The 23,510-nt window shown below is 65.7% G+C and carries 28 protein-coding genes; 13 read left to right on the forward strand and 15 right to left on the reverse strand.

The window, feature by feature from the left end; all coding sequences use genetic code 11:
- Nucleotides 1–104: 104 nt before the first annotated feature.
- Entirely contained in the window at nucleotides 105–1,316 is a 1,212-nt protein-coding gene (locus ABJO18_RS00665) for an ammonium transporter (RefSeq protein ID WP_348508334.1), read from the forward strand.
- Between the two features lie 191 nt (nucleotides 1,317–1,507).
- Here the strand turns inward: ABJO18_RS00665 and ABJO18_RS00670 are convergent, their stop codons facing one another.
- Nucleotides 1,508–2,059 (reverse strand): redoxin domain-containing protein, encoded by a 552-nt coding sequence (locus ABJO18_RS00670; RefSeq protein ID WP_348508335.1) that lies wholly within the window; start codon nucleotides 2,057–2,059, stop codon nucleotides 1,508–1,510.
- A 58-nt stretch (nucleotides 2,060–2,117) separates the two neighbouring features.
- Nucleotides 2,118–2,663 carry a carboxymuconolactone decarboxylase family protein gene (locus ABJO18_RS00675; RefSeq protein ID WP_348508336.1) on the reverse strand — a complete coding sequence of 182 codons (546 nt, stop codon included), beginning with the start codon at nucleotides 2,661–2,663 and terminating at the stop codon, nucleotides 2,118–2,120.
- Between the two features lie 100 nt (nucleotides 2,664–2,763).
- Between ABJO18_RS00675 and ABJO18_RS00680 the strand changes: the two genes are divergently transcribed.
- The gene (locus tag ABJO18_RS00680) at nucleotides 2,764–3,318 is read left to right on the forward strand and encodes a MarR family winged helix-turn-helix transcriptional regulator (RefSeq protein WP_348508337.1); all 555 of its coding nucleotides are present in this window, start codon (nucleotides 2,764–2,766) and stop codon (nucleotides 3,316–3,318) included.
- A gap of 74 nt (nucleotides 3,319–3,392) precedes the next feature.
- On the forward strand, nucleotides 3,393–4,805 hold the full coding sequence (locus ABJO18_RS00685; protein ID WP_348508338.1) for a serine hydrolase domain-containing protein: 1,413 nt from the start codon (nucleotides 3,393–3,395) through the stop codon (nucleotides 4,803–4,805).
- A gap of 16 nt (nucleotides 4,806–4,821) precedes the next feature.
- On the opposite strand, the gene ABJO18_RS00690 is transcribed toward ABJO18_RS00685, so the two are convergent.
- Nucleotides 4,822–5,937 (reverse strand): beta-ketoacyl-ACP synthase III, encoded by a 1,116-nt coding sequence (locus ABJO18_RS00690; protein WP_348508339.1) that lies wholly within the window; start codon nucleotides 5,935–5,937, stop codon nucleotides 4,822–4,824.
- A gap of 176 nt (nucleotides 5,938–6,113) precedes the next feature.
- Between ABJO18_RS00690 and ABJO18_RS00695 the strand changes: the two genes are divergently transcribed.
- The 4 genes from ABJO18_RS00695 (at nucleotide 6,114) to fghA (ending at nucleotide 8,785) form a co-directional block, all read left to right on the forward strand.
- Entirely contained in the window at nucleotides 6,114–7,223 is a 1,110-nt protein-coding gene (locus ABJO18_RS00695; RefSeq protein ID WP_348508340.1) for an S-(hydroxymethyl)glutathione dehydrogenase/class III alcohol dehydrogenase, read from the forward strand.
- Between the two features lie 61 nt (nucleotides 7,224–7,284).
- Nucleotides 7,285–7,512 carry a hypothetical protein gene (locus tag ABJO18_RS00700; protein WP_348508341.1) on the forward strand — a complete coding sequence of 76 codons (228 nt, stop codon included), beginning with the start codon at nucleotides 7,285–7,287 and terminating at the stop codon, nucleotides 7,510–7,512.
- On the forward strand, nucleotides 7,509–7,913 hold the full coding sequence (locus ABJO18_RS00705; RefSeq protein WP_348508342.1) for a type II toxin-antitoxin system VapC family toxin: 405 nt from the start codon (nucleotides 7,509–7,511) through the stop codon (nucleotides 7,911–7,913). The genes ABJO18_RS00700 and ABJO18_RS00705 overlap by 4 nt, the downstream gene beginning before the upstream one ends.
- Before the next feature lie 32 nt (nucleotides 7,914–7,945).
- Entirely contained in the window at nucleotides 7,946–8,785 is an 840-nt protein-coding gene (fghA, locus tag ABJO18_RS00710) for an S-formylglutathione hydrolase (RefSeq protein WP_348508343.1), read from the forward strand.
- 10 nt (nucleotides 8,786–8,795) lie between these two features.
- Here the strand turns inward: fghA and ABJO18_RS00715 are convergent, their stop codons facing one another.
- The 9 genes from ABJO18_RS00715 to ABJO18_RS00755 form a co-directional block, all read right to left on the reverse strand.
- The gene (locus ABJO18_RS00715) at nucleotides 8,796–9,020 is read right to left on the reverse strand and encodes a hypothetical protein (RefSeq protein WP_348508344.1); all 225 of its coding nucleotides are present in this window, start codon (nucleotides 9,018–9,020) and stop codon (nucleotides 8,796–8,798) included.
- A 136-nt stretch (nucleotides 9,021–9,156) separates the two neighbouring features.
- Entirely contained in the window at nucleotides 9,157–9,660 is a 504-nt protein-coding gene (locus ABJO18_RS00720) for a peptidase S1 (RefSeq protein WP_348508345.1), read from the reverse strand.
- Complete coding sequence (locus ABJO18_RS00725; protein WP_348508346.1) at nucleotides 9,660–10,106, reverse strand: peptidase S1; 447 nt, start codon at nucleotides 10,104–10,106, stop codon at nucleotides 9,660–9,662. Before ABJO18_RS00725 ends, ABJO18_RS00720 begins: the two co-directional genes overlap by 1 nt.
- A gap of 307 nt (nucleotides 10,107–10,413) precedes the next feature.
- On the reverse strand, nucleotides 10,414–10,992 hold the full coding sequence (locus ABJO18_RS00730) for a DNA-3-methyladenine glycosylase I (protein ID WP_348508347.1): 579 nt from the start codon (nucleotides 10,990–10,992) through the stop codon (nucleotides 10,414–10,416).
- A 474-nt stretch (nucleotides 10,993–11,466) separates the two neighbouring features.
- Entirely contained in the window at nucleotides 11,467–11,802 is a 336-nt protein-coding gene (locus ABJO18_RS00735) for a GIY-YIG nuclease family protein (RefSeq protein ID WP_348508348.1), read from the reverse strand.
- Between the two features lie 195 nt (nucleotides 11,803–11,997).
- Nucleotides 11,998–14,283, reverse strand: a complete 2,286-nt coding sequence (locus ABJO18_RS00740; protein ID WP_348508349.1) for a UvrD-helicase domain-containing protein — start codon at nucleotides 14,281–14,283, stop codon at nucleotides 11,998–12,000.
- 281 nt (nucleotides 14,284–14,564) lie between these two features.
- Nucleotides 14,565–14,972, reverse strand: a complete 408-nt coding sequence (locus tag ABJO18_RS00745; protein WP_348508350.1) for a bacteriohemerythrin — start codon at nucleotides 14,970–14,972, stop codon at nucleotides 14,565–14,567.
- Nucleotides 14,973–15,095: 123 nt separating this feature from the next.
- On the reverse strand, nucleotides 15,096–15,605 hold the full coding sequence (locus ABJO18_RS00750; protein ID WP_348508351.1) for a hypothetical protein: 510 nt from the start codon (nucleotides 15,603–15,605) through the stop codon (nucleotides 15,096–15,098).
- An 87-nt stretch (nucleotides 15,606–15,692) separates the two neighbouring features.
- Entirely contained in the window at nucleotides 15,693–17,324 is a 1,632-nt protein-coding gene (locus tag ABJO18_RS00755) for a chloride channel protein (protein WP_348508352.1), read from the reverse strand.
- 116 nt (nucleotides 17,325–17,440) lie between these two features.
- Here ABJO18_RS00755 and ABJO18_RS00760 point away from each other — a divergent pair, with 116 nt between their 5' ends.
- From ABJO18_RS00760 to ABJO18_RS00770, 3 genes are all read left to right on the forward strand, one after another.
- Nucleotides 17,441–17,755 (forward strand): metalloregulator ArsR/SmtB family transcription factor, encoded by a 315-nt coding sequence (locus tag ABJO18_RS00760; protein WP_348508353.1) that lies wholly within the window; start codon nucleotides 17,441–17,443, stop codon nucleotides 17,753–17,755.
- Nucleotides 17,748–18,182, forward strand: a complete 435-nt coding sequence (locus tag ABJO18_RS00765) for an SRPBCC domain-containing protein (protein WP_348508354.1) — start codon at nucleotides 17,748–17,750, stop codon at nucleotides 18,180–18,182. Before ABJO18_RS00760 ends, ABJO18_RS00765 begins: the two co-directional genes overlap by 8 nt.
- 62 nt (nucleotides 18,183–18,244) lie before the next feature.
- The gene (locus ABJO18_RS00770) at nucleotides 18,245–18,859 is read left to right on the forward strand and encodes a hypothetical protein (RefSeq protein ID WP_348515682.1); all 615 of its coding nucleotides are present in this window, start codon (nucleotides 18,245–18,247) and stop codon (nucleotides 18,857–18,859) included.
- A 6-nt stretch (nucleotides 18,860–18,865) separates the two neighbouring features.
- On the opposite strand, the gene ABJO18_RS00775 is transcribed toward ABJO18_RS00770, so the two are convergent.
- The gene (locus tag ABJO18_RS00775) at nucleotides 18,866–19,879 is read right to left on the reverse strand and encodes a ribbon-helix-helix domain-containing protein (protein WP_348507878.1); all 1,014 of its coding nucleotides are present in this window, start codon (nucleotides 19,877–19,879) and stop codon (nucleotides 18,866–18,868) included.
- Nucleotides 19,880–19,984: 105 nt separating this feature from the next.
- Between ABJO18_RS00775 and ABJO18_RS00780 the strand changes: the two genes are divergently transcribed.
- Together ABJO18_RS00780 and ABJO18_RS00785 are read left to right on the forward strand one after the other, a co-directional pair.
- Nucleotides 19,985–20,653 carry a DNA-3-methyladenine glycosylase I gene (locus ABJO18_RS00780; protein WP_348507877.1) on the forward strand — a complete coding sequence of 223 codons (669 nt, stop codon included), beginning with the start codon at nucleotides 19,985–19,987 and terminating at the stop codon, nucleotides 20,651–20,653.
- A 99-nt stretch (nucleotides 20,654–20,752) separates the two neighbouring features.
- Nucleotides 20,753–21,058 carry a hypothetical protein gene (locus tag ABJO18_RS00785; protein ID WP_348507876.1) on the forward strand — a complete coding sequence of 102 codons (306 nt, stop codon included), beginning with the start codon at nucleotides 20,753–20,755 and terminating at the stop codon, nucleotides 21,056–21,058.
- Between the two features lie 166 nt (nucleotides 21,059–21,224).
- Here the strand turns inward: ABJO18_RS00785 and ABJO18_RS00790 are convergent, their stop codons facing one another.
- Together ABJO18_RS00790 and fumC are read right to left on the reverse strand one after the other, a co-directional pair.
- Nucleotides 21,225–21,422 (reverse strand): DUF4169 family protein, encoded by a 198-nt coding sequence (locus tag ABJO18_RS00790; RefSeq protein WP_348515683.1) that lies wholly within the window; start codon nucleotides 21,420–21,422, stop codon nucleotides 21,225–21,227.
- Nucleotides 21,423–21,439: 17 nt separating this feature from the next.
- Nucleotides 21,440–22,834 (reverse strand): class II fumarate hydratase, encoded by a 1,395-nt coding sequence (gene fumC / locus ABJO18_RS00795; RefSeq protein ID WP_348515684.1) that lies wholly within the window; start codon nucleotides 22,832–22,834, stop codon nucleotides 21,440–21,442.
- 172 nt (nucleotides 22,835–23,006) lie between these two features.
- Between fumC and ABJO18_RS00800 the strand changes: the two genes are divergently transcribed.
- On the forward strand, nucleotides 23,007–23,345 hold the full coding sequence (locus ABJO18_RS00800; RefSeq protein WP_348515685.1) for a RusA family crossover junction endodeoxyribonuclease: 339 nt from the start codon (nucleotides 23,007–23,009) through the stop codon (nucleotides 23,343–23,345).
- The last annotated feature ends 165 nt before the right edge of the window (nucleotides 23,346–23,510 follow it).

Consider the following 23,510-nt stretch of genomic DNA (forward strand, 5'->3'; position numbering starts at 1 on the left):
GCAAAACCGCGAAATTCTTGCGGCGAAGTCGACTCCCGGAAAATCCGGCGCCTAGCTTTTGACGAGATAGCAAGAAGCAAACAAGCGCTCGCCGGAGGCCCCGCATGGACACTGGAAACAATGCCTGGATCCTGACCTCGACCGCCCTGGTCCTGTTCATGACCTTGCCGGGGCTGGCGCTCTTCTATGCCGGCATGGTGCGCCGCAAGAACGTGCTCTCCACGCTGATGCAGAGCGTCGGTGCCGCCGCCATCGTCACCGTGTTGTGGGCGCTGATCGCCTATTCGCTCGCCTTCTCGGACGGGGGCGGGCTGAACGCCTTTGTCGGCGGGCTCGGCCGGATCGGCATGGCGGGGATCGCCCCGGACACCCTGTCCGGCGATCTGCCGGAAAACCTCTTCCTGATGTTCCAGCTGACCTTTGCCATCATCACCGTTGCGATCATCGCGGGTGCGGCGGTCGAGCGGATCAAATTCTCCGCCTTCATGGTGTTCTCGGCCGTCTGGGTGGTGCTGGTCTATGCGCCGATCTGCCACTGGGTGTGGGGCGGCGGCTTCCTGGGCGAGGCGGGCGTGCTCGACTTTGCCGGCGGCGCCGTGGTGCACATCAATGCCGGTGTGGCTGGTCTGGTGCTCGCGAAATTCGTCGGCCCGCGCCGGGGCTATCCCGGATCGAACCTGGCGCCGGACAATCTGGTGCTGACAGTTGCCGGTGCCGGCATTCTCTGGGTCGGCTGGTTCGGTTTCAACGGCGGGTCCGCGCTGGCGGCCGACGGCGCGGCGGCGCACGCCCTGGTCACCACCCAGCTGGCCACCGCGACCGCCGTCCTGGTGTGGATGGGGCTGGAATGGATCCTGCGCGGCAAGGCCAGCGTGCTCGGTGCCGCCTCCGGTGCCGTGGCCGGCCTGGTCGCGATCACTCCGGCCGCGGGCTTCGTGCCGGCCTGGGCCGCCTTCTTCGTCGGTGCCGGCGGCGCCTTTGCAGCCTATTGGGGCGTCACCGCGCTGAAGAAGGCGCTGAAGATCGACGACGCACTCGACGCGTTCGGCCTGCACGGTGTGGGCGGGCTGGTCGGCGCCATCCTGACGGGGGTCTTTGCCAGCGAAGCCATCGGCGGCGCGCCGGGCGCCATCGAAGGCAATCTCCTGCAGATCTGGACCCAGACCTGGGGCGCGCTCGCCGCGGCGGTCTATTGCGGCGCCGTCACCTTCGCCATCCTGTTTGTTCTCTCGAAGCTGATGCCCCTGCGCGTCGACGAGGAATCCGAAGTCTCCGGTCTCGATACCAGCCTCCACGGCGAGTCCGTCGGCGGCTGACACCGGCTCATGGTTCGGCCGGTTGGGGGCCGGAACGGGGGTGGGCGCTGTAAGGGGTTGCGGCGCTCGCCCCCGACCTGTTTTGAACCGTTTCGCGTCCAGGCCATGTCCTCCCCGGCCTCGAGACGTCAGACTGACCCGGTTCGTTGCGGCGGACCGGGTCTTTTTTTGGCCGCAGACTGGGGGAGGGATCAGGGCGCAGGACATCCCTCGGGCGTGCACGCCATTTCGGGATCGCTCCCGTCCGGCGCGGAGACGGGATCGCCCTCGGCGAGGAGTACGCCGATCGCGGCGCCGAGTGCGAGATCGGTGACCGCACCGAAACTGTGCCGCCTGATGCGGCCCTGACGGTCGATCAATATCGTCGTCGGCGTGCCCTGCATGGCATAGGCGGCCATGGTGCGGGGCAGGCCGCCCCGCTCACCGGCCGCCTCTCCGGGCGCATCCATCGCGACGGGAAAGGCGATCCGGTATTCGTGCAGGAAGGCGGCCAGTGCCTCGCGGCTGCCCTGGGCCTGATGATGTTCGAACACGCTGTGCAGGCCGATCACGGTGACGCCGTGCGCGGTGAAGTGTTCGGCAATACGCCGGGCCTGCGGCAGGGAATGCGAGACACAGCCCGGGCACAGCATCTGGAAGGCTTCCAAGAGCACGATCTGGCCGCGCAGGCCGGCCAGGCTCATCGGCTCCGCAGTGTTCAGCCAGCCGGACACGGTGAGTTCGGGGGCGGGTTTGAGTTTCATCTCGGTATCCTCCGGATGGATGCCCGCCGGCAGCAGCGCCGGCGGGCTATCCGTTTTATCAGGCCGCCTGGCGGGGTTTGACGCGGGGGAAGTCGACCTCGACGCCGAACACGACATTCACATAATTGGTGAAGAGGTTGAGCGCGACATGGGCGACGATCTCGACGATTTCCTCATCGTCGAACCCGGCCGTACGCAGGCGCTCGACGGCACCGGCGCCAACATGGCCGCGTTGTTCGACGACGGCGAGCGCGAAGTCGAGGGCGGCCTGGGTGCGCGGATCGGCGGCCTTGCCGGTGCGGGCGGCTTCCATCGCGGCGGGCGTTTCGCCGGCCTTGGTGCCCAGCACGGTGTGGGCGGAGAGGCAGTATTCGCAATCATTCCGGTTGGCGATCGCCACGGCGATCTTTTCGCCCAGCGCAGCATCGATGCGTCCGCCGCCCAGCGCCTGGAAGCTGCCGAGCATGGATTTCAGCGCGGCCGGCGAGTGGGCGACGGTGCCGAACATGTTGATGACGGCGCCGAACTGGCCCTTCACGGCGTCCATCAGCTGCTTGCGTTCGCCCGACGCATCGGCGTGCGGGAAGGGGGTGAGGTGGGGCATTGGGTGTCCTTTCGCTCATAAAGTATCGACTCGATACATTTTAAAGCTAGGAAGCGGACGCGGGGTTTGCAAGACCTGTTTTGACTCGATACGTTCAGGCATGTCCGGACACTCACCGACCACGCATCTGCTCGAACGCCTGTCACGTCTCATCCAGAACGAGGCGCATGCTCACGGGCTGAAACCGGTGCAATGGGAAATCCTGCGCTTCCTGCGCCTCGCCAACCGATTCTCCCGCACGCCCTCGGCCGTGACCGCCTATCTCAATCTGACCAAGGGCACGGTGTCGCAATCGCTCAATGCGCTGGAAACCAAGCAGCTCGTGACGAAGGAGCCGGTCACCGGCGACCGGCGGCGCCTGTCTCTGACCTTGACCGCCGCGGGGCGTGAGATGCTGGCCGGCGATCCGATGGACGCGCTGGATACCGCGGTGCGCAGTGTGGAGGCAGCGCGCGGCGAGGACATGTCCGGCGGATTGCGGGCGGTGCTGTCAGACCTTCTGCGCCGGCGCGGCGGCCGGGCCTTCGGCGTGTGCCGGACCTGCCGCCACTACCGGCCGGAGCCGGGCGCGGCGGGCCAGGCGCGATGCGCCCTGTTGAACGAGACGCTGGGGCCTGCCGACAGCGAGGCGATCTGCGTCGAGCATGATGGCTAGGGACGCAAGTCTGACAGTGGTGCCGGTGGGCGCAGCCTGCTAGGTCAGGTAGAGACAAGGGTGGGGGACATCGAATGTGGCGTTATCTGGCGATCCTGGGAGTGCTGTGTCTGACAGCAGCGGCCCTGTCACAAGACGATCCGCAATCCGGCGGGATCGAGGCGTTTCTCGACCGGGCCGTTCCGCGGGCGGCGGCGCCCGGTCTGGCTTATGCGCTTCTCGACGACGGCGATGTGCAGCTGGGCGAACGCGGTGAGCGCGTGGCGGGCAGTGGCCAGCCGGTCACCGAAGACACGCCCTTCGCGCTCGGCTCGATCTCGAAGAGTTTCACGGCGCTGGCCATCATGCAGCTGGTCGAGGCGGGCCGGGTCGAGCTCGATCGCGGCATTGGCGACTATCTGCAAGCGTTCGACGGCCAACCCGGCGGAGCGGTCACGATCCGCCAATTGCTGAGCCATACGAGCGGCTACTCTACACTGCAGGGAAACCAGTCCCACACCGACCGGGCCGGCGAGGCCGACGGGCTGGCCAACCGGGTCCGTCAGCTGGCAGCGGCAGCGCCTGCCAGCGAGGCCGGCAGCCAGTGGCAGTATTCCAATGCCAATTATCTCATCCTCGGGGTGCTGATCGAGACGGTCAGCGGTCTGGAATTCGGCGACTATATCGAGACGCGGATCCTTGCGCCGCTGGGCATGGAGGACAGTTTCGTCGCCGATGGCGAGGCGCACGAAGCGATGGCCATCGGCCATACGCCCTGGTTTGGCGGCCGGCGCCCGGTTGCCGATCGCCGGACCGTGCGCGGCATGGCGCCGGCGGGGGGCGTGATGGCCAGCGCTGCCGACATGGCCCGCTATCTGGCGATGATGATGAATGGCGAGGACGATCTGATCAGCGCCGACCACAAGACCCTGATGCTGAGCCCGGCCAGCGCCGCCTCACCGCATTACGGGTTCGGCTGGTTCCTCGATGCCGAGGCCGACGCGGCCTACCACACAGGGCTGACCCCGGGGGTCGAAACCATCGCCGTCCTGTCCCGCTCGGAGCACAGGGGCGGGGTGGTTCTGGTCAATGCCAACAGTGGAATGGGGTTCGGCGTGACCGGAGACATTCTCTCCGGCTTCGCGGCGATTGCGCTGGGGGAGGCACCGCAAAGCGGCGGCAATCATCTGGGGGCAAAGAGCCTCTATGTCATGCTGCTGGTGCTGCCGGTTCTCTTCCTGGCCGGCATCGCGACGGCGTGGCTGCGCCGCGACGGCCTGCGGGCAAAATCGGGCGCCTTCGGCCTGTTCAGCCTGGTCTTCCCCCTGGTCGCGACCCTGGCGATGGCCTGGGTGTTTATGGATCTTTTGCCCAGATTCTTCGGCGTTCCGCTCGCGACATTCAATCTCTACCAGCCGGACATGACGGCCCTGCTGGTCGCCGGCTCGGTGTGCGGCGTCGGTTTTGCGGTCTTCAGGCTGGCGGTGGCTTTCAGCGGCCGCAGATAGGCCGCAGGTTTCCGGATCAGAGCTTCTCGACAAACACCGTACCGGCCGAATAGCCCGCGCCGAAGGAGCAGATCAGCCCCTTCTCGCCGGCCTCGAACCCGTCATTGTGACGGTGGAAGGCGACCAGCGAGCCGGCCCCGGCCGTGTTGGCGAACTCGTCGAGAATGACCGGTGCTTCGTCCGGCTCGAACTCGCGGCCGAACACTTTCCTGGCGACCAGCATGTTCATGTTGATATTGGCCTGGTGCAGCCAGAGGCGTTTCATCTGGTCGGGCTTGAGACCGAAGCTCGCCATGTCGTTGAGGATCATCTCGGCGACCATGGGGCAGACTTCCTTGAAGACCTTGCGGCCTTCCTGGACGAAATAGCGGTCGTCGAAATCCGGTTCCGGATCCTCGGACGCGTTGAGGAAGCCGAAATTCGACCGGATATTGTTCGAGAATTTCGTCATCATGTTGCGGCCGACCACACGCCAGCCTTCGCCGCCGGCGACATCCTCGTGCTCGATCAGCACGGCCACGGCGACATCGCCGAAGATGAAATGGCTGTCGCGGTCGCGGAAATTGAGCTGCGGCGTGGTGATTTCCGGCACGATGACCAGCACGGATTTCGCCATGCCGGTATCGATCATGTTGATCGCATTGACCATGCCGAACGTGCCGGAGGAACAGGCCACGGTCATGTCAAAGCCGAAGCCCTCAATGCCCAGCGCGTCCTGCATCTCGATCGCCATGCACGGATAGGTGCGCTGCATCGAAGTGCCCGAACAGATCACGGCGTCGACATCCTTCGGGTCGCGTCCGGCGCGGGCCAGCGCGTCGCGGGCGGCGGCAACGCCGGCTTCCGCGGTCAGGGCGAGCTCGTCATTGGCGCGCGGCTTCACCCGCGGGCGCATGCGTTCGACATCGAGCACGCCGGCCTTGTCGATCGTGTAGCGCGACTTGATGCCGGAGGCCTTCTCGATGAAGCCGGAGGAGGAGGGGTTCTTCGCCTCGATCGAGCCGCGCGCGATGGCGTCGGCATTCTCGGCATTGAAACGTTCGACATAGGCGTTGAAGCAGGCGACGAGTTCATCGTTGGAAACGGACTCGTCGGGGGTCCAAAGACCGGTGGACCGGATAACCGCGCTCATTCACATCACTCCGGGACGTACGCAAGAGGCGCGAAACTAGTCCGGCAATCCCGCGGCGTCACCCTTCTAGCGCGGTTGTCCGGTCCGGCAGGCCAGGGATGACGGCTTTGACCTCGCCAGCCGGGGATGCGAAAGACGTCGCCAGTCGTGAATCAGGACAGTCCCGGGAGAGCTCCATGAAAACGCGTGCCGCTGTTGCCTTCGAAGCCGGAAAACCGCTCGAGATTGTCGAGGTGGACCTGGAAGGCCCCAAAGCGGGCGAGGTGCTCGTCGAGATCAAGGCGACGGGGATCTGCCATACGGACGAATTCACCCGCTCGGGCGCCGACCCGGAAGGCGCCTTCCCGGCGATCCTGGGCCATGAGGGCGCGGGCGTGGTGGTGGAGTGCGGCCCGGGTGTGACGGGGCTCAAACCCGGCGATCACGTCATCCCGCTCTACACGCCGGAATGCCGGACCTGCGAATACTGCCTCAATCCCAAGACCAATCTGTGCCAGTCGATCCGCTCGACCCAGGGCCAGGGCGTGATGCCGGACGGTACCTCGCGCTTTTCCTACAAGGGCGAGAAAATCCTGCACTATATGGGCTGCTCGACCTTCTCCAACTACACCGTCCTGCCCGAGATCGCGCTCGCCAAGGTCCGCAAGGACGCGCCCTTCGACAAGATCTGCTATATCGGCTGCGGCGTGACGACAGGCATTGGCGCGGTGATGTTCACCGCCAAGGCCGAGCCCAACTGCACGGCTGTCGTTTTCGGTCTCGGCGGGATCGGCCTCAACGTCATCCAGGGTCTCAAACTGATCGGCGCACGCCAGATCGTCGGGGTCGACATGAACCCGGCCAAGGAGGCCATGGCGCGCCAGTTCGGCATGACCGATTTCGTCAATCCCAAGGATGTGACCGGCGATCTCGTCGGCCATCTGGTGGAGCTGACCGGCGGCGGGGCCGACTACACGTTCGAATGCATCGGCAATGTCAATGTGATGCGCACGGCGCTGGAATGCAGCCACAAGGGCTGGGGCACCTCGATCGTCATCGGCGTGGCGCCGGCCGGCGCGGAAATCTCCACCCGTCCCTTCCAGCTGGTCACCGGCCGCAACTGGCGCGGCTCGGCCTTCGGCGGGGCGAGGGGCCGCACCGACGTGCCCAAAATCGTCGACATGTACATGGAAGGCCGCATCGATATCGACAGCCTGATCACCCACAAGCTCAAGCTGGAAGACATCAATAAGGGCTTCGACCTGATGCACGCCGGGGAGAGCATCCGCAGCGTGGTGGAGTATTGATCCACGCTTGGGCCTGGTCCGCTGACCTGCTATGATATCATCCTGATATCAGGAGGCACGCATGGGCCAGGTCATCATCCGCAATCTCGACGATCATGTGGTCGCCAACCTCAAGCGCATGGCGGCGCGGGAGGACAAATCGCTGGAGCAATTCCTGCGGGAGGTGCTGTCGGAAACGGCCATGCGTGACAGGCAGGGCTTTTTCGAATTCGCGCGGAGCATGCGCGAGCGGTGCAAGCCCATCGATATCGACCCGACAGATCTGATCCGCGAGGACCGGGACCGGTGAAGCCGGCGGTCTTCGATGCCAGCGTGGCCGTGAAAGTCTTCCTGCCGGTTGCCGGATCCGATGCTGCGGAGGCCGTCGCCAAAACCCATGCCATGGTGGCGCCGGAACTGGTTCTGGTAGAAAGCGCCAATGCTTTCTGGAAGTATGTCAACAAGGGGCTGGTGCCGCTTGAGGACTGTCTGACGGCGATCCGGAACCTGTCCGGTTTTGCCGATCTGCGGCCGGACCGCACGATCTTTCCCGAAGCCCTCGCGCTGGCGAGCCGGTTGCGGCATCCCGTCTATGATTGCGTGTATCTGGCCCTGGCGCTGCGCACGCAGTTCCCGCTCGTCTCGGTTGACCGCAAACTCCTCTCGCTGGCGCGCGACAGGCTTGGTATCGAGACCATCAACCCGTCCTGACCGCCCATCCCTTCATCCGAAAGGACATCGCCTTGACCCTCCAACCCGTTTCCAGCTGGACGTCCTTCGGCGGCACGCTGTCGGTCCATGATCATGACAGCGAGGCTTGCGCCTGCACGATGCGCTTTGCCGTCTTCACGCCGCCCCAGGCCAAGGACGGGCCGGTGCCCGTGCTGTGGTATCTCTCCGGGCTGACCTGCAACTGGTCGAATGTGATGGAGAAATCCGGCCTGCAGCGCATGGCGGCCGAGCTGGGCCTGATGGTCGTGGCGCCGGACACCTCGCCGCGCGGCGAGGATGTGGCCAATGACGAGGCCTATGATCTGGGCCAGGGGGCGGGCTTCTATATCGACGCCACGGAAATGCCCTGGGCGCCGCATTTCCGCATGCAGCAATACATCACCGAGGAATTGCCCGCCCTGATCGGTTCGGCCTTTCCCGCCGACATGGAGCGCCAGGGGATTTTCGGGCATTCCATGGGCGGTCACGGCGCGCTCACCCTGCACTTCAAGCAACGCGCCCGCTATCGCTCGGTCTCGGCCTTCTCGCCGATCGTGGCGCCGTCGAAAGTGCCGTGGGGCCGCAAGGCTTTCCAGGCCTATATCGGCGATGAATGCCCGGCCTGGGGCGAGCACGATGCCTGCGAGCTGGTGAAGCGCCAGCCGTCGGATGCCCATATCCTGATCGACCAGGGCGAGGCGGACCAGTTCCTCGAGGAACAGCTGAAGCCGGAACTGTTCGAGGCGGCGTGCCGCGAGGCGGGCCAGTCACTCACCCTGCGCCGGCATCCCGGCTACGACCATTCATACTATTTCATCGCCAGCTTCATGGAAGACCATCTGCGCCATCACGCGAAGGCGCTGAAGGACTGATCTGGCCGGATCAGTTGTCCTCGACGCGGTGGCGCGGACGGGTGCGCTGGAAGGGGCTGTCGCCATTGTCGCAGATCCACTCGCCCGGTGCGGCGGGGTCCTGCGGGCCGGCGGGGCGGCATTCGTCGGCGCCCAGTTCGGAGGCCGAGGGCAGGTCCTCATTGCGGCCGCCCTCCAGATAGGCGCAGCCGGTGAGGGCGAAACTGGCGGCAAGAAGAATGAGAAGACGGGTCACGGGGGCGGCTCCGGTTCATCGGGTGATGGAGCCGGAACCTAGCGCCGCGCCGGCGCGCCTGTCACGTGAAACCCGCGTTACGTCGGCGGGCGTATGGCGTGCCGGAGGCAGGGCGTCCTGCCCCCGGCACACAGGATCAACGCTGGCCGATCTCGGAGATCGACAGGGTGGCCGGAGCCATCTGGCCGCTGGAATAGGTCGCGACCCAGATCGCATAGCCGCCGGTACCCGGACGGTTGATCGTGACCTGCGGGTTCAGACCCGGGCCGGAATCGTCGTCGCACAGGAAACCGCCGCCCGGCAGACCCACGATCAGCGTGGTGTCGGTGTCGGAGGTGGCGGAGATCGTCAGCGGATACTGGCCGGCCGTGTAGTAGAGCACATAGGTGCCGTCGCCGGTCGTCCAGCCGCGGCATTGCGTGCCCAGTTCGCGGGCGGATTCATACGTGCCGCCGGCGACGACATTGACCCGGTAGGGATCCGGCGTGAAACCGGCCTGCAGGGAGACCGAGCCGAACACGCCATCGATCCGGCCGCCGCCACCGCCACCGCCGCCACCGCCGCTTCCGGACGTGCTGGCGCAGGCGCTGACCGCGAGGGCCAGCGCCGGAATGAGTGCAAGATGATGTGCCTTCATCACTACTGCCGTCCGATTTCGGAGACCGACAGCGTGGACTGGGCGTATTCGCCCTGGCGGTAGGAGCCGATCCAGACCGAATAGCGGCCCGAGGTCGGATTGCCGATCGTCACCATCGGGTTGAGCCCGTTGCCGCTGTCATCGTCGCAATACCAGTTGCCGTTCGGCGCCTGGATGATCAGCGTCGTGTCGGCGTTCGAGCTGGCCGAGAAGGTCAGGTTGAAGCTGCCGGCAGTGTAGTAGACGGCGAAGTCGACATTGTCGGCGACCCAGCCGGTGCAGTTGTTGAACAGGTTGCTGGCCGCGATCGAGCCGCCGGACGTCACCGTGGTGCGATACGGGTCCGGCGTAAAGCCGGCGCGCAGATTGACCGAGCCGAAGGTCTGGGCCGAGGCCGGCGCAGCAAGGCCGATGGCGGCGATCATGGCGAAAGTAGCAAGGCGTTTCATGGTGTCCCCTCCTTGGAGCGTTCAGGTCCCTCACAACGACGAGGAGCCTAGGAGCGGGACCGGGAGGCCGGTATCCCCGGTTCAGGGGAGGCCGCCGGGTCGGGCGAAAAGCCTGTCTGCGAAGGGGCGGGGAGGCGATGCGGGAACCACCGCACCAGTCTTGCGAGGGTGCGAGGACGCTGGGCTGGTGCGGCCTTGGAGGGCCCCGCATCGCACGGCCACCGGGACCGGGATGAAGTGGTGGCCGCACGATCACGACTAGACCCGCGCGGCCAGCCGCACGATCCCCCGTTCGGGGGAGAGGGGGCTAGCGCACCAGCCGTTTCACCGGCTCATGGCGGTGGCAGCGGGGTTCGTGGTCATTGACCATGCCGACGGCCTGCATGAAAGCGTAGACGATCACCGGGCCGACGAATTTGAAGCCGCGTTTCTTGAGATCCTTCGACAGGGCCTCGCTCTCGGCGGTCTTCGTCGGCGTGTCCTTCAGCGAGGGCCAGGCATTCTGGATCGGTGCGCCGCCGACAAAGCTCCACAAATGATCCGAGAAATCGATGCCGCGCTCGCGCATGTCCAGATAGGTCCGGGCATTGCCGATGGCCGCCTCGATCTTCGATTTCGAGCGGATAATGCCTGGATCGGCCAGCAGGCGTTCGCGGTCGGCATCGGTGTAGCGGGCGATGATTTCGGGCTGGAAACCGTCAAAGGCGGCCCGCATCGTCTCGCGCTTGCGCAATATGGTGATCCAGGCGAGGCCGGCCTGGAACCCGTCCAGCATCAGCTTCTCCCACAGGGCCCGGCTGTCATACTCGGGCACCCCCCATTCGGTGTCGTGGTACTCGGCATAGATCGGGTCGTCGATATTCACCCATCCGCAGCGCTGGAGCATGACCTGGCCTCGTTCTCGTGTCCGCCCCACTCCACCCCGCCCGCGCCCGCCTGCCAAGCCGCGATGGCAGAGCGTGCTGACAGCGTCGTGGCAGGAGTGGCTCCAACCTCCCTCTCCCTTGGGAGAGGGCGAGGGAAAGGGGGAAGGCGCAGCCGGAGTGCCTTAGTTCCCAGGAAGCGCAAGGCGTCAATTTTTCCCGGAAGCGCGAGAGCGCTGTCTTTTCCCGGAAGCGCAAGGCGCTGTCCGGGATCTACGGGAAGCTCATCGCTTGGGGCGCGCTCGGTTGGTCCCGGCTTCTTCAGCCCGCCTTCGCGGGCTTTCGGCCGGGAAAAACGCCCAAGGAGTTTGAGGGAATTTTTCCCGGAAGCGCAGAGCGCTATCCGGGATCTGCGGGAAGCTCATCGCTGGAAATGATCTTCGGTCGGTCCCGGCTTCTTCAGCCCGCTTTCGCGGGCTTCCAGCCGGGAGACGCGCTCAGAACTCGGGAACTGAGGCGAGAACTGGTGCGGCTTCGTCGAAATCGCCGCGGATGTCGAACCACAGGTCTTTCCAGCCGGGGTTCATCTCCTCGATCAGGTTGATCTTCCAGGCGCGGCGCCAGCGCTTGAGGAGATATTCGCGCCGGGCGGCCGTCTCGAACCCCTCATGCCATTCGAACCAGACGAGCTGTTTGATCGCATAGCGGCGCGTGTATCCGCGCATCGCACCGGTGCGATGCTGCCAGGTGCGCCAGATCAGGTTCGTCGTCCGTCCGACATAGAGGGCTCCGCGGGTGCCCGCTCGCCATGATGTAGACGGCTTCGGGGGCATTGCTCATGAATGCAATTATAGGTTTATATATTTCTTGACGCAACCCGTTCGGAGCTTTTCCGGAAGCGCGAGAGCGCTGTCCGGGATCTGCGGGAAGCTCATCGCTGGGGATGATCTTCGGTCGGTCCCGGCTTCTTCAGCCCGCCTGCGCGGGCTTCCGGCCGGGAAAAATCCTGCGATTGGAGAAGAAAACGCCTAAGGCAATTCTCGCAGGAAGTTCTCGACCACTTTCTTCTCGCCGGCCTTGTCGAAGCGGACGGTGTATTTGGCGCCGTCCGCCTTTTTCACCGTGCCGTAGCCGAACTTGTCGTGGAAGACGCGGTCGCCCGATTTCCAGCGGCCGTTGGTGTCGCCGCTTTCGATCAGGGTGGCCTTGGCGTTGATGGTGGGCGGGGCCGAGCGGCGGCCTTCGGCCTGGGAGGCCTGGTAGCGCTTCCAGCCGGGGCTGGAATAGCTCGACGCGCTGGCGTCGGCGGTCTGGCGCACGCTTTCAAAGCCCGGACCGCCATCATAATAGCCGGTCTCCGAGCGCGCCTCGACATGGTCCATCGGCAATTCGTCGATGAAGCGGCTGGGGATCACGGTCTGCCAGCGGCCATAGATCATGCGGTTGGCGGTGAAGGTGATGATGGCGCGTTCGCGGGCGCGGGTGATGCCGACATAGGCCAGGCGCCGTTCCTCCTCCAGCGAGCGCGTGCCGCCCTCGTCCAGCGAGCGCTGGGAGGGGAAGACGGTCTCTTCCCAGCCCGGCAGGAAGACGAGCGGGAATTCCAGCCCCTTGGCGCCGTGCAGCGTCATCAGGGAGACCTCGTCCTCGTCGGCCGCGCGGTCGGCGTCGGTCAGCAGGGCGACGTGTTCCAGATAGGCTTCCAGCGTGTCGTACTCGCCCATGGAGCGGACGAGTTCCTTGAGGTTTTCCAGCCGGCCGGCGGCCTGGGGCGTCTTGTCCTCGCGCCACATCGCCGTATAGCCGCTTTCGTCGAGCACGATCTCGGCGAGCTCGTCCAGCCGGCTCTGTTCGGCCTGGTCGCGCCAGCGTTCCATGTCGCGCAGGAAGACCTGCAGCGCGGTGCGGGCCTTGCCGCGGATCTCGTCCGTGCCGACCATGACGCGGGCGGCCTCGGTCATCGGCACGCCCATCTGCCGGGCGGTGACGGCGATCTTCTGCACGGTCGTGTCGCCGATGCCGCGCTTGGGCGTGTTGACGATGCGCTCGAAGGCGAGATCGTCCTCGGGCGAGCGCACCAGGCGCAGATAGGCGTGAGCGTCGCGCACTTCGGCGCGCTCGAAGAAGCGCGGGCCGCCGATCACCTTGTAGGGCAGGCCGAGCATGATGAAACGGTCTTCAAAAGCGCGCATCTGCCAGGCGGCGCGCACCAGCACGGCGCTGCCGGAATAGGCACGGCCAGAGGAGACCCAGTTCTCGATCTCCTCGGCGACATAGCGGGCCTCGGCCTCGCCATCCCAGATGCCGCGCACGGCGACTTTCTCGCCGGCCTCGTCCTCGGTCCACAGCGTCTTGCCCAGGCGCGAACGGTTGGCGGCGATCAGGCCCGAGGCGGCGCCCAGAATGTGGGCGGTCGAGCGGTAATTGCGCTCCAGCCGGATCACTTCGGCGCCCGGAAAGTCCTTTTCGAAGCGCAGGATGTTGTCGACCTCGGCGCCGCGCCAGCCATAGATCGACTGGTCGTCATCGCCCACGCAGCAGATATTCCCCGTGCCCTGGGCCAGCAGCCGCAGCCAGAGATACTGGGCGACATTGGTGTCCTGATACTCGTCGACGAGGAGATAGCGGAACTTGTCGTGATAGGTCTTCAGGACGTCCGGATTGTCCTTGAAGATGTGCAGCGTGTGCAGCAGGAGATCGCCGAAATCGCAGCAATTGAGCGTCTGCAGCCGCTCCTGGTAGAGGGTGTAGAGGCCCTGGCCGCGGCCTTCCGCGAAGGACCATTTATCCTCCTCGCCCAGCTGTTCGGGCTTGAGGCCGCGGTTTTTCCATCCGTCGATCAGGCTGGCCAGATGGCGCGGTGTCCAGCGCTTCTCGTCGATATTCTCCGCCTGGATGATCTGTTTCAAGAGGCGCAGCTGGTCGTCCGTGTCCAGGATGGTGAAGCTGGACTTGAGATCCACCAGTTCGGCATGGCGCCGCAGGATCTGGGCGGAGACCGAGTGGAAGGTGCCCAGCCAGGGCACGCCCTCGACCGCCTCGCCGATGATCTGGCCGACGCGCTCCTTCATCTCGCGCGCGGCCTTGTTGGTGAAGGTGACAGCGAGGATTTCCCAGGGCCGGGCGCGGCCGGTGGCGAGGATGTGGGCAAGGCGGGTCGTCAGCACGCGCGTCTTGCCCGTGCCGGCCCCGGCCAGCACCAGCACCGGCCCGTCCAGCGCTTCCACCGCGGCGCGCTGCTGCTCGTTCAGCCCTTGAAGATAGGGCGTCGGCGGCGCCGGGCGCGCCATGTCGGAAATGGAAAGGTTGGACATCGTGTCTTGAGAGCCGCCTTCGAGTCGCAATGACTGGGCAGTCTGGACCGATTGGCCCGCAATCCCAAGACCGGGATGTGCAATTGTTCGTATTTTGTTCGGGTAATGAGGTGTCCGCGACACCCGCTATTTCTTTCCCCGGCCCTGTGCCGGGGCCGGCCGGAAGCATGCGGGGTTGTCCGGGAGCGGTGTTCAGGAGCGCAAGGCTGCCGGAGATTGCTTGGCCACCTCAACCAGGCCCCGGCACAGGGCCGGGGAAAGCGGGGTGAGTCGGCTCCCCGCTACCCCGCCATCTTCAACGGCATGGTGGGTGAATACTTCATGTCGATGCCCTTGATGTGGGCGGTCAGCCAGAGTTTGAGGAACATCAGGAAGCCGGGCGGAACCTCACCTTCATTGGCGCGGATCGTGTCGGCGTGGTCCGAGAACTTCTTCAACAGGTCGGCATGGATCAGCTTGTGCGAGGCGAGGCCGGCGAAATTGACGCTGGCCATATAGGCTTCCTCGTCGCGGAAATGCTCGATCGTCACGCGGGCGAGCGCGTCGACGAGCGCGATCATGGACGCGCCGGTCTCGCCGGTGGCGGCGCGATCGTGGATCGCATTCATCAGGTCCAGGATCTGCTTGTGTTCGTCATTCATCGACTCCACGCCCACATCGAGCGAGGCATCCCAGTTCATGATCGGCATGGTCGGTCTCCGGTGTCTGTCTTCGTCCGAGCTATGACGCGCCGGCGGCCAAGACACGGTTAATCCGGCGGGGCAAAACCGGCCGGATCGGTCAATATATTATGAGAATGCGGGGTGGGCAGTTCAGCCGAACAGGGCGTCGATACCGGCCTGGGCGGTCTCGTCGGCGAAGTCGTCCTCGCCTTCCTCGCGGCCATGGATCGTGCCGGAAGCGGCCGCGATCAGCGGCTTGATCTCTTCGGTTGCCAGGTGCGCGACGGCCCGGCAGGTCGCCTCGTCGCTGCCGGCGCGCAGCCGGTCCTGCGCCTCGATCACGGCATTGTCGATCTGCAGGATCAGCGTCTCCAGATGCACGCGCACGGCCCGCGGTGCCGCGGCATAGGCGAGGATCGCCAGGTCCTTGTCCTTGAAGGCGGACTGGCGGAAGTGGCCGCAATAATCCAGCGGCTGCCAGTCCAGCACATCCTCGGCGCAGTCGGGCATGTCCGGCAGCATTTCCATCAGCATCACCACTTCGTTGAAGTGGTTGAGATAGTCGGTCGCCAGACCGGTGACGGGATTGATATTGGCGGCGGCAAGCGCGTCCGCACTCAGCACGCCCGTGCCGAGGGCTGTTTCGTCCTGCGTTGTCATATGCAGCCCGCCCAGTGTCATCCTGCCACCTTAGCGGGACATCCTTTCCAGAGCGCTAACCGGTTCGCGTGACAGGCGAAAACCGTCTTAACGGTGTTCCTCCTCGCTGATCTCGGCGAGGCGGCGGGCATAGGCGGCCTGGGCGTCGGCCTTGGCGATCCAGCCGATGATGGCCTGTTCGCCCGTGCGCTGGCGCACAGCGGCGCCGTCGACCTGTTCGGCGTCCAGCACGCCCAGCGCCCGGCCCAGCGTGTCGTCCTCGAAGACGCAGGTCTTGTCGGGGATTTCCGACTTGCCCCAGTCGTCCAGCGGCACCAGCACGTCGCGCACGCGGACGGTCTGCAGCACCAGCCGGCTCGATCCGCCGGACAGGTCATAGCCCTTGCGCTGGACCTGCAGCTGGAACAGCGAGCCGCCCAGCGCCGATTGCGACAGCACGGTCGCCAGCGACACGGCCAGCAGTACCGCCACCGAGGCTTCATAGCTCGTGGTCAGCTCGAACACGATCAGCGTGGTCGAGAGCGGCGCGCCCAGCACGGCGCCGGAGACCGCGCCCATGCCGATCACCGCGAAGAAGCCCGGTCCGGCGGTGTGTTCGCCCAGTATCGCACTCAGCGCGATGCCGAAGGCCGCACCCAGCATGGCGCCCAGATACATGGAGGGTGAGAACACACCGCCGGCAAAGCGGAAGCCGAGTGAGAGCACGGTCGCCAGCGTTTTCAGCACGATGAAGAGGATGAGCTGCTGGAAGGCGTATTCGCCGCGCAGGGCGTTGGAGGTGGCTTCATAGCCCACGCCCAGGATTTCCGGGGCGATGAGGGCGATGAGACCGATCAGAAGACCGCCGGGAATGGGCAGCAGCCAGACCGGCAGATGCATGCGTTCCATCCACTGGCCCAACCGGGCCGGCAGGAAGATGGCACCGCGATTGAAGACGATGGCAAGCCCGGCTGCGGCAAAGCCCAGGGCAGCGGCTGCCGGGAAGTCCCACACACTGGCCGCGGCCATTTCCGGCAGGCCGAAGACCGGGTCCTGTCCGAAATGATGGCGCACGATCAGCGCGCCGACGATGGAGGAGGAGGCGACCGGCGCGATGGAGCGCAGGGCGTAGTGGCCAAGCACGACCTCGAAGGCGAAGAGGGCGCCGGCAACCGGTGCGTTGAAGCTGGCCGAGACCGCCGCCGCTGCCCCGCAGGCGAGCAGGATGCGGCTGCCGCGGGCGGGCATGTTGAGCCATTTGCCGAATTGCGAGGCGAGGGTGGCGCCCAGATGCACGGCCGGGCCCTCGCGGCCCGCACTGGCGCCGCCGCCCAGCGAGATCGCCGACATGACAGCGGAATAGAGGCCGGATTTCAGGTCGATCCGCCCGGCATTGACGGCGCGCGCCTCCAGCACGTCGGCGACGCCCTTGCCGCGCGTGTCCGGCGACAGGTTCCAGCGCTTGCCCAGCCACAGCATGGCCGCGATGACGCAGCCGGCGGCGAGCGGGATCAGGATGACGCGCCAGGCGGGCAGGTGGGAGGCGGCGGAGGCGAGATGGATTTCCGTGACGCCGAAGGCGCCGCGCTCGACGGCGGAAATCCCCAGGCGGAGGGCGAGGGTGGCATAGCCGGCCACGAGGCCGACACCGATGCCCAGCACCCACAGCGCCGGGCCCCGGCCATCGCGGAAGGCCTTGGCGATCTGTCCCAGCCAGGATTGCCCATCTGAATCGCTCACATCTCCGGTTTCACTGCGGAATGCGCCAAGCGTCAAGCCGAACCGCGACAGTGCTTGACATGAAACCGTTCGGTTCCATATAAAAGAAACCAGATGGTTTCATATGGAGGCCCCGCATGGACAGACCGGATATCTTCAGGGCAATCGCCGACCCGACACGGCGGGAAATTCTCGCGCTTCTCTCCGAAGGCGCGATGACCGTCGGGGATGTGGCGGAGCGGTTCGACATGACCCGTCCGGCCGTCGCCAAGCATCTCAAAGTGCTTTCGGATGGCGGGCTGATCAGCGTCGAGGCGCGCGGACGCGAGCGGTTCAACCGGCTCAACGCCGCCCCCCTGCAGCAGGTCGCCGACTGGGTCTCCCGCTTCGACGCCTTCTGGGACGACAAGCTGAGCAAACTGAAAGAAGAAGTGGAGAAAGAGCATGGCTGAGCCACGCATCGAGAAATCTTTGTTCCTCAAGGCGCCGCGCGAGCGGGTCTGGGACTTCCTCACCGGCCAGGACAATCTGGCGCGCTGGTTCCACCCCGTCGACCGGTTGCTGGACCGGCCCGGCCCCTACATCTTCCTCAAGAGTGTCGAGGAGCCCGAGCGGTGCATGTGGGGCGAGGTGGTCGAGGCCCAGGCGCCGGCCCGGCTGGTCTACACTTTCACCCACAAATGGCTCGGTGAGCATCTGACGCGGGTGGAATGGACGCTGAGCGAGGTTGCCTCGGGCACGCTGGTCAAGCTGGTCCATGACGGTTTCGAGGGCGCGCCCGTCGATGTCTTCGAACAGCTGTGCGGCCACGATGCGGGCTGGGACGAGCATTTCGTCAAGCTGCGGGTTCGCGTCGCCGAGCCGGCCATGGCCGGCTAGCCGGTCCGCTTGCCTCTCCCTGCAGGCGCGCTAGGCTGCGGCACCTGCAGGGGGAGAGCGGAATGCCCACACGGATCATGATTGCGGCCGCGCTGCCCGTATTGCTGACGGTCTCGCTGGCGGGCGTTGCCAAGGCCCAGTCTATCGACAGCACCTATACGCGCATCGACGAGACTTGCACCGAGCGGCAATTGCCCGACGAGCCTGGAGTCGAGATCCGGTGCGCCGGTCATGATGGCTGGTCGTTCCGGATCGCGGCGGGCGAGCACGGGGCGGCAATCGCCTACGCCCGTGCCGGCGGGACGATGTCGGACTTCATCGCACCGCCCATGCGCGGCCTGTTCGGTGGTTTCAACGATGTCGTCGAATGGCGGCTGCGCGATGGCGCGGCCTTCGCCACCATCCACCGCTACATCCACTATAATCCGCCGGAAATGCTGGAAGTGTCCGGCGGGCTGGAAGAGCCCAACACGCTGATCGTCACCACGCTCGACCCGCACGGTCCGGAAACGGCCTGCGCCGTCGCTCATGTCGACGCCTCGGCCCTGCGCGATGCCAATCTCATCGCCCGCGAGGCGGCTGACCGGCTGGCGCCGGGCTGGGATTGTTCGCAGGAACCGGTCCTGTTCGACGACAGCAATCCGGATGTCGGGACCTGGCTGGCCCGCAGCCACTGAATCCGGTCAACGCCCGGCGCGCAGGCGCTCGAGCACCCAGACCCGCATGGACGAGGCCAGCGGATCCTCGCCGCGCGCCTCGTCGATCTCGGCGACAAGCCCGGCCAGCGAGCGGCCGTCCTCGGCAATGGCCCTGTCGATCTCGTCCCAGAATTCCGGTTCGAGCGACAGGCTGGTGCGGTGACCGGCGAGGGAAAGCGAGCGTTTGACAAGCGGCATGTCCGGTTTGTCGCCCGGCGCGTGCGCGCTGGCAAGCATGGGCCGCCTCAGAAGCGCCGCCCAGACCGCCGGTCCGGCAATCCCGTCGGCCGCCAGTCCGGTCTGCGTCTGGAAACGGCGTAGCGCACGTTCCGTCGCGGGACCGAAATCGCCATCGATCCGCACATCGCAGCCCGCCTGCCGCAGCGCGTATTGCAGGCTGGCGACAGCCGGACCGCGCGCACCGCGCTGCAGGACAGGCCGCGGCGCCCGGGTCCAGCCGGGATCGCCGCCCATCGCAGCGCGCAGACGGGCAAGCCGCGCGCGCCGGTCGGCAAGACCGTTGAGCCCGCCATTGACGGCAAAGGTGATGGCGACCAGATCGTCGCGATCGGCATGGGTGTTCAGCTGCCGGTCCTGCCAGTAGGCACAGGCCGTGCGCACGGCGATATCCGGATCCGCGGCGCGCCGGGGTTCAGCCTCCAGACCGATACCCAGCCGGCGGCCCATTCGGCGGTAATTGGCGCGGCCGGTCAGCTGGATCAGGCCGCGCCCCTTGTAGCGCACCCCGTCGCCGGGCCGGGTATTGCCCAGATCGGCCCGCCCCTCATAGGCACGTCCGCTGGCATATTCGGTGAGGGTCGCGAAGCCGTCGCTCTCATGGGCGATCTGGGCGAGAAAATGCGCCTGCCGCAGGGGCGTGTCGATCGCGGCGGCGGCAAGCGCGCCGGGCAGGTGCGGCCAGATGGCGGCGATGATGGTGGCGCTCTGCGGGCGCGGCGACGCCACGGCGTGAAGGGCGGTGCGGTTGAGTTCTGGCATGTCCGTCTCCCGTTTCCATCCAGCCTAGGCCGGGCCGGGAGGGGCGGGGATAAGTTGCGCGCGGCGAAAACGGTGCCATATCTCAATGATCAGGGGAGGCATGGCATGAAAAACTTCAGCGAGATCGAGGCGATGGCCCGGATGCACCATCCCGATCTGGACGCGCGCCTGGCGGCCCATGGCGACCTTCGCACGGCACAGGAAATCGCGGATATCCCGGACGATCGCTGGCTGTCGACGATGACGCGCTGCGTCTTCCAGGCGGGTTTCGTGTGGAAGGTGATCGAGGCAAAATGGCCCGGTTTCGAGGCGGCCTTCGACGGGTTCGACCCGGTGAAGGTCAGCTTCTACTCCGACGATGATGTGGCCCGGCTGGCCTCGGACGAGCGTATCGTGCGCAACGGCCAGAAGATTCTCGCCACCGTCCACAATGCCGGCTTCGTCGCCGATGTTTCACAGGAGCATGGCGGGTTCGGCCGCTTCATCGCCAACTGGCCGGCCGGCGATCAGCCGGGCCTGCTGGAGGTGCTGAAAAAGCGCGGCTCGCGCCTGTCGGGCATGACGGCGCAGTATTTCCTGCGCTTTTCCGGCTGGGACGCCTGGATCCTGCCCAGGGATGTCGGCGCGGCGCTGGTGAGAGAGGGTGTCGTCGACAAGCCGCCGACGTCGAAAGCGGCCATCGCGAAAACGCAGGCGGCGATTACGGCCTGGTCGGAAGAGAGCGGCAGGAGCCAGAGCGAGATCAGCCGCATTCTCGCGCTCTCGACCGGTTGATACCTTGTGCAGCAGCGTTAATTTCCTGATTACCGGATCGGGCAAATTTGGCAGGATCAATTTGGAGGCGTGACGCTACGCCTTGCGGGAGAAGCCGGAATGAAGCGCTGGCACAAGCCGGTCGCCCTGTCGCGTTTCAATACGGAGATGGTCCCCGATGTACCGGGCGTCTACGTGCTGCTTCGCGACGAGCGGGACATTTCCTCGGTGCTGAAGATCGGACCGGCCCGCTCGCTCCGGCGCGCCTTCGCCCGCGAGCTCGAACCCGCCGCCGAGCGACAGCCTGCCATCCCCACGGCGATGATGTTCCTGGAATCCCGCGCCGATGCGGAAGAGGCCCAGCGCCTGATCAACGAATACCGCCGCAAGCACGGCCGCGTGCCGGTGCTGAACTCGCCGTTCTGAAGGTTTCCTCCCTAAACCCCTCTTTTTCCCGGACGCGCGAAGCGCTATCCGGGACCGACGGGACGGGGTGCAAGCCCGTTGATCCCGGCCCTGCGTCCTGCTTGCGCAGGACCTCCGGCCGGGAAAAATGCATCGGCCCAGTTCCCACAATGTGGGGAAGAAAGCACTATTCCCCGCCCGCTTCGTCCGCCTCGTCCCGCCTGTGCCCGTCCAGCGTCTTCGCCGCCATCTCCGCCCGCGCTTTCGCCAGGTCCGAGACCGCTTTCGGCGTGCCGTGCTTCACACGGTTCGCCTCGGCGGCCGCGGCCTTGTCCTCGCGCTGCTTGCGCTTGCGATACTGGCGGAGATTGACGGGCTTGGTCATGGCAGACGCCTTGCAGCCTAGTCCTTCGGCCCCAGCATGTTTTCCGGGCGCACGATGGCGTCGAACTGTTCTTCCGTCACGAAGCCCAGCTTGACGGCTTCCTCGCGCAGCGTGGTGCCGTTCTTGTGGGCGGTCTTGGCGACGATGGTGGCGTTGTCATAGCCGATGGTCGAATTGAGCGCGGTGACCAGCATCAGCGAGCGCTCCATCAGCGCCCGGATATTGTCTTCGCGGGCCTGGATGCCGGTGACGCACTTGTCGGTGAAGGTGTTGGCGGCGTCGGCCAAGAGGCGGATCGACTGCAGCACATTGTAGATGATGACCGGCTTGAACACGTTCAGCTCGAAATGGCCTTGGCTGCCGGCAAAGCTGACCGTCGTGTTATTGCCCATCACCTGGGCGCAGACCATCGTCATCGCCTCGCACTGGGTCGGGTTCACCTTGCCCGGCATGATCGACGAGCCCGGCTCGTTCTCCGGCAGGGCGATCTCGCCCAGGCCTGAACGCGGGCCGGAGCCCAGGAAGCGGATGTCATTGGCGATCTTGAACAGGGAGACGGCGACCGAGTTGAGGGCGCCATGGGCCTCGACCAGCGCGTCCTTGGTGGCCAGGGCCTCGAACTTGTTGGGCGCGGTGACGAATTTCAGCTTGGTGAAGGCCGCGACTTCGTCGGCGAAGGCCTCGGCGAACCCCTTCTTGGTGTTCAGCCCCGTACCAACGGCCGTGCCGCCCTGGGCAAGCTCGAGCAGCGCCGGCAGCGTCGCCTCCACGCGGCGGATCGAATTCTTCACCATCGCGACATAGCCGGAGAATTCCTGGCCCAGGGTCAGCGGCGTGGCGTCCTGGGTGTGGGTGCGGCCGATCTTGATGATGTCCTTGAACGCGTTCGACTTGTCGTTGAGTGCGTTGTGCAGCGTCTGCAGGGCGGGCACCAGGCTGTGCACGATCTCCTCGGCGGCGGCGATATGCATGGCCGTCGGGAAGGTGTCGTTCGAGCTCTGGGCACGGTTGACGTGATCGTTCGGGTGGATCGGATCCTTCGAGCCGACCGTGCCGCCCAGGATCTGGATGGCGCGGTTCGAGACGACCTCATTCGTGTTCATGTTGGACTGGGTGCCCGAGCCGGTCTGCCAGACAGACAAGGGGAAATGGTCGTCCAGCTTGCCTTCGGCGACTTCCAGCGCAGCCTGCGCAATGGCGTCTGCGAATTCCGGTTCGATATTGTCCAGGCGCTTGTTGGCGAGGGCGGCCGAGCGCTTGACGATGCCCAGCGCACGGATCAGCGGCTTGGGCATGGTTTCCGTGCCGATCGGGAAGTTGATCAGCGAACGCGCGGTCTGGGCGCCGAAGAGTTTTGTCGACGGGACTTCCAGGGGGCCGAAGCTGTCGGTCTCGGTACGCATCTCGCTCATCAGGGGAGGCTCCTTGCAGGCCGCATTGTGCGGGAGGAATATGGCTGTGATCCGGGGGAACGTGTATCACCGGCAGATGAACGATCAAGATGGCGATGCGCAAGGCCGCAGATCGGGTGCCCGCGGCGGGCAGGCGCAAAACTGGGTCGGTAGAGGGAAGGTTCAGGCCTTGATGTCTGGCGACGAGCTCAATTTGCGCGTGGACGCACTGACCACGCAGTCGCGGCGTTTCAAGGCGCTGATCGGGGAGTTCTTCCGCCTCGAATTCAAACGCGCGCGCCCGAAATGGGGGCCCTACGAGGTCGTGATCGAGATCCAGCGCACGCCGGACAGCCCCACCCACGATGTCGACAATGTCGCCAAGGCCGTGCTGGACGCGCTGACCGGCGTGGTCTTCCACGATGACAGCCAGGTCGAACGCCTCCTGGTCACCAAGACCGAGGGCGAGCGTCCGCGCATCTGCGTCACGGCGCGTCCGATGAAGGATGTGAAAGTGCTGGAAGAGGCGTAGGCGGGGGCTCCTGCTTCTCCCCCACCGGGGCAGGGGAATCGCATATGAGATTTGAGGTTGCGTTGATTGGTGTTGCGGATTCGGTTGGTGTCTTGTTTTGGAGTGCTGCCGATGTTTTCCGAGCTTCCCGATCCGCGAGCGGCCAATGCCCGTCATCGCCTTTGT

Source organism: Maricaulis sp., assembly GCF_039978735.1.
Lineage (GTDB): Bacteria > Pseudomonadota > Alphaproteobacteria > Caulobacterales > Maricaulaceae > Maricaulis.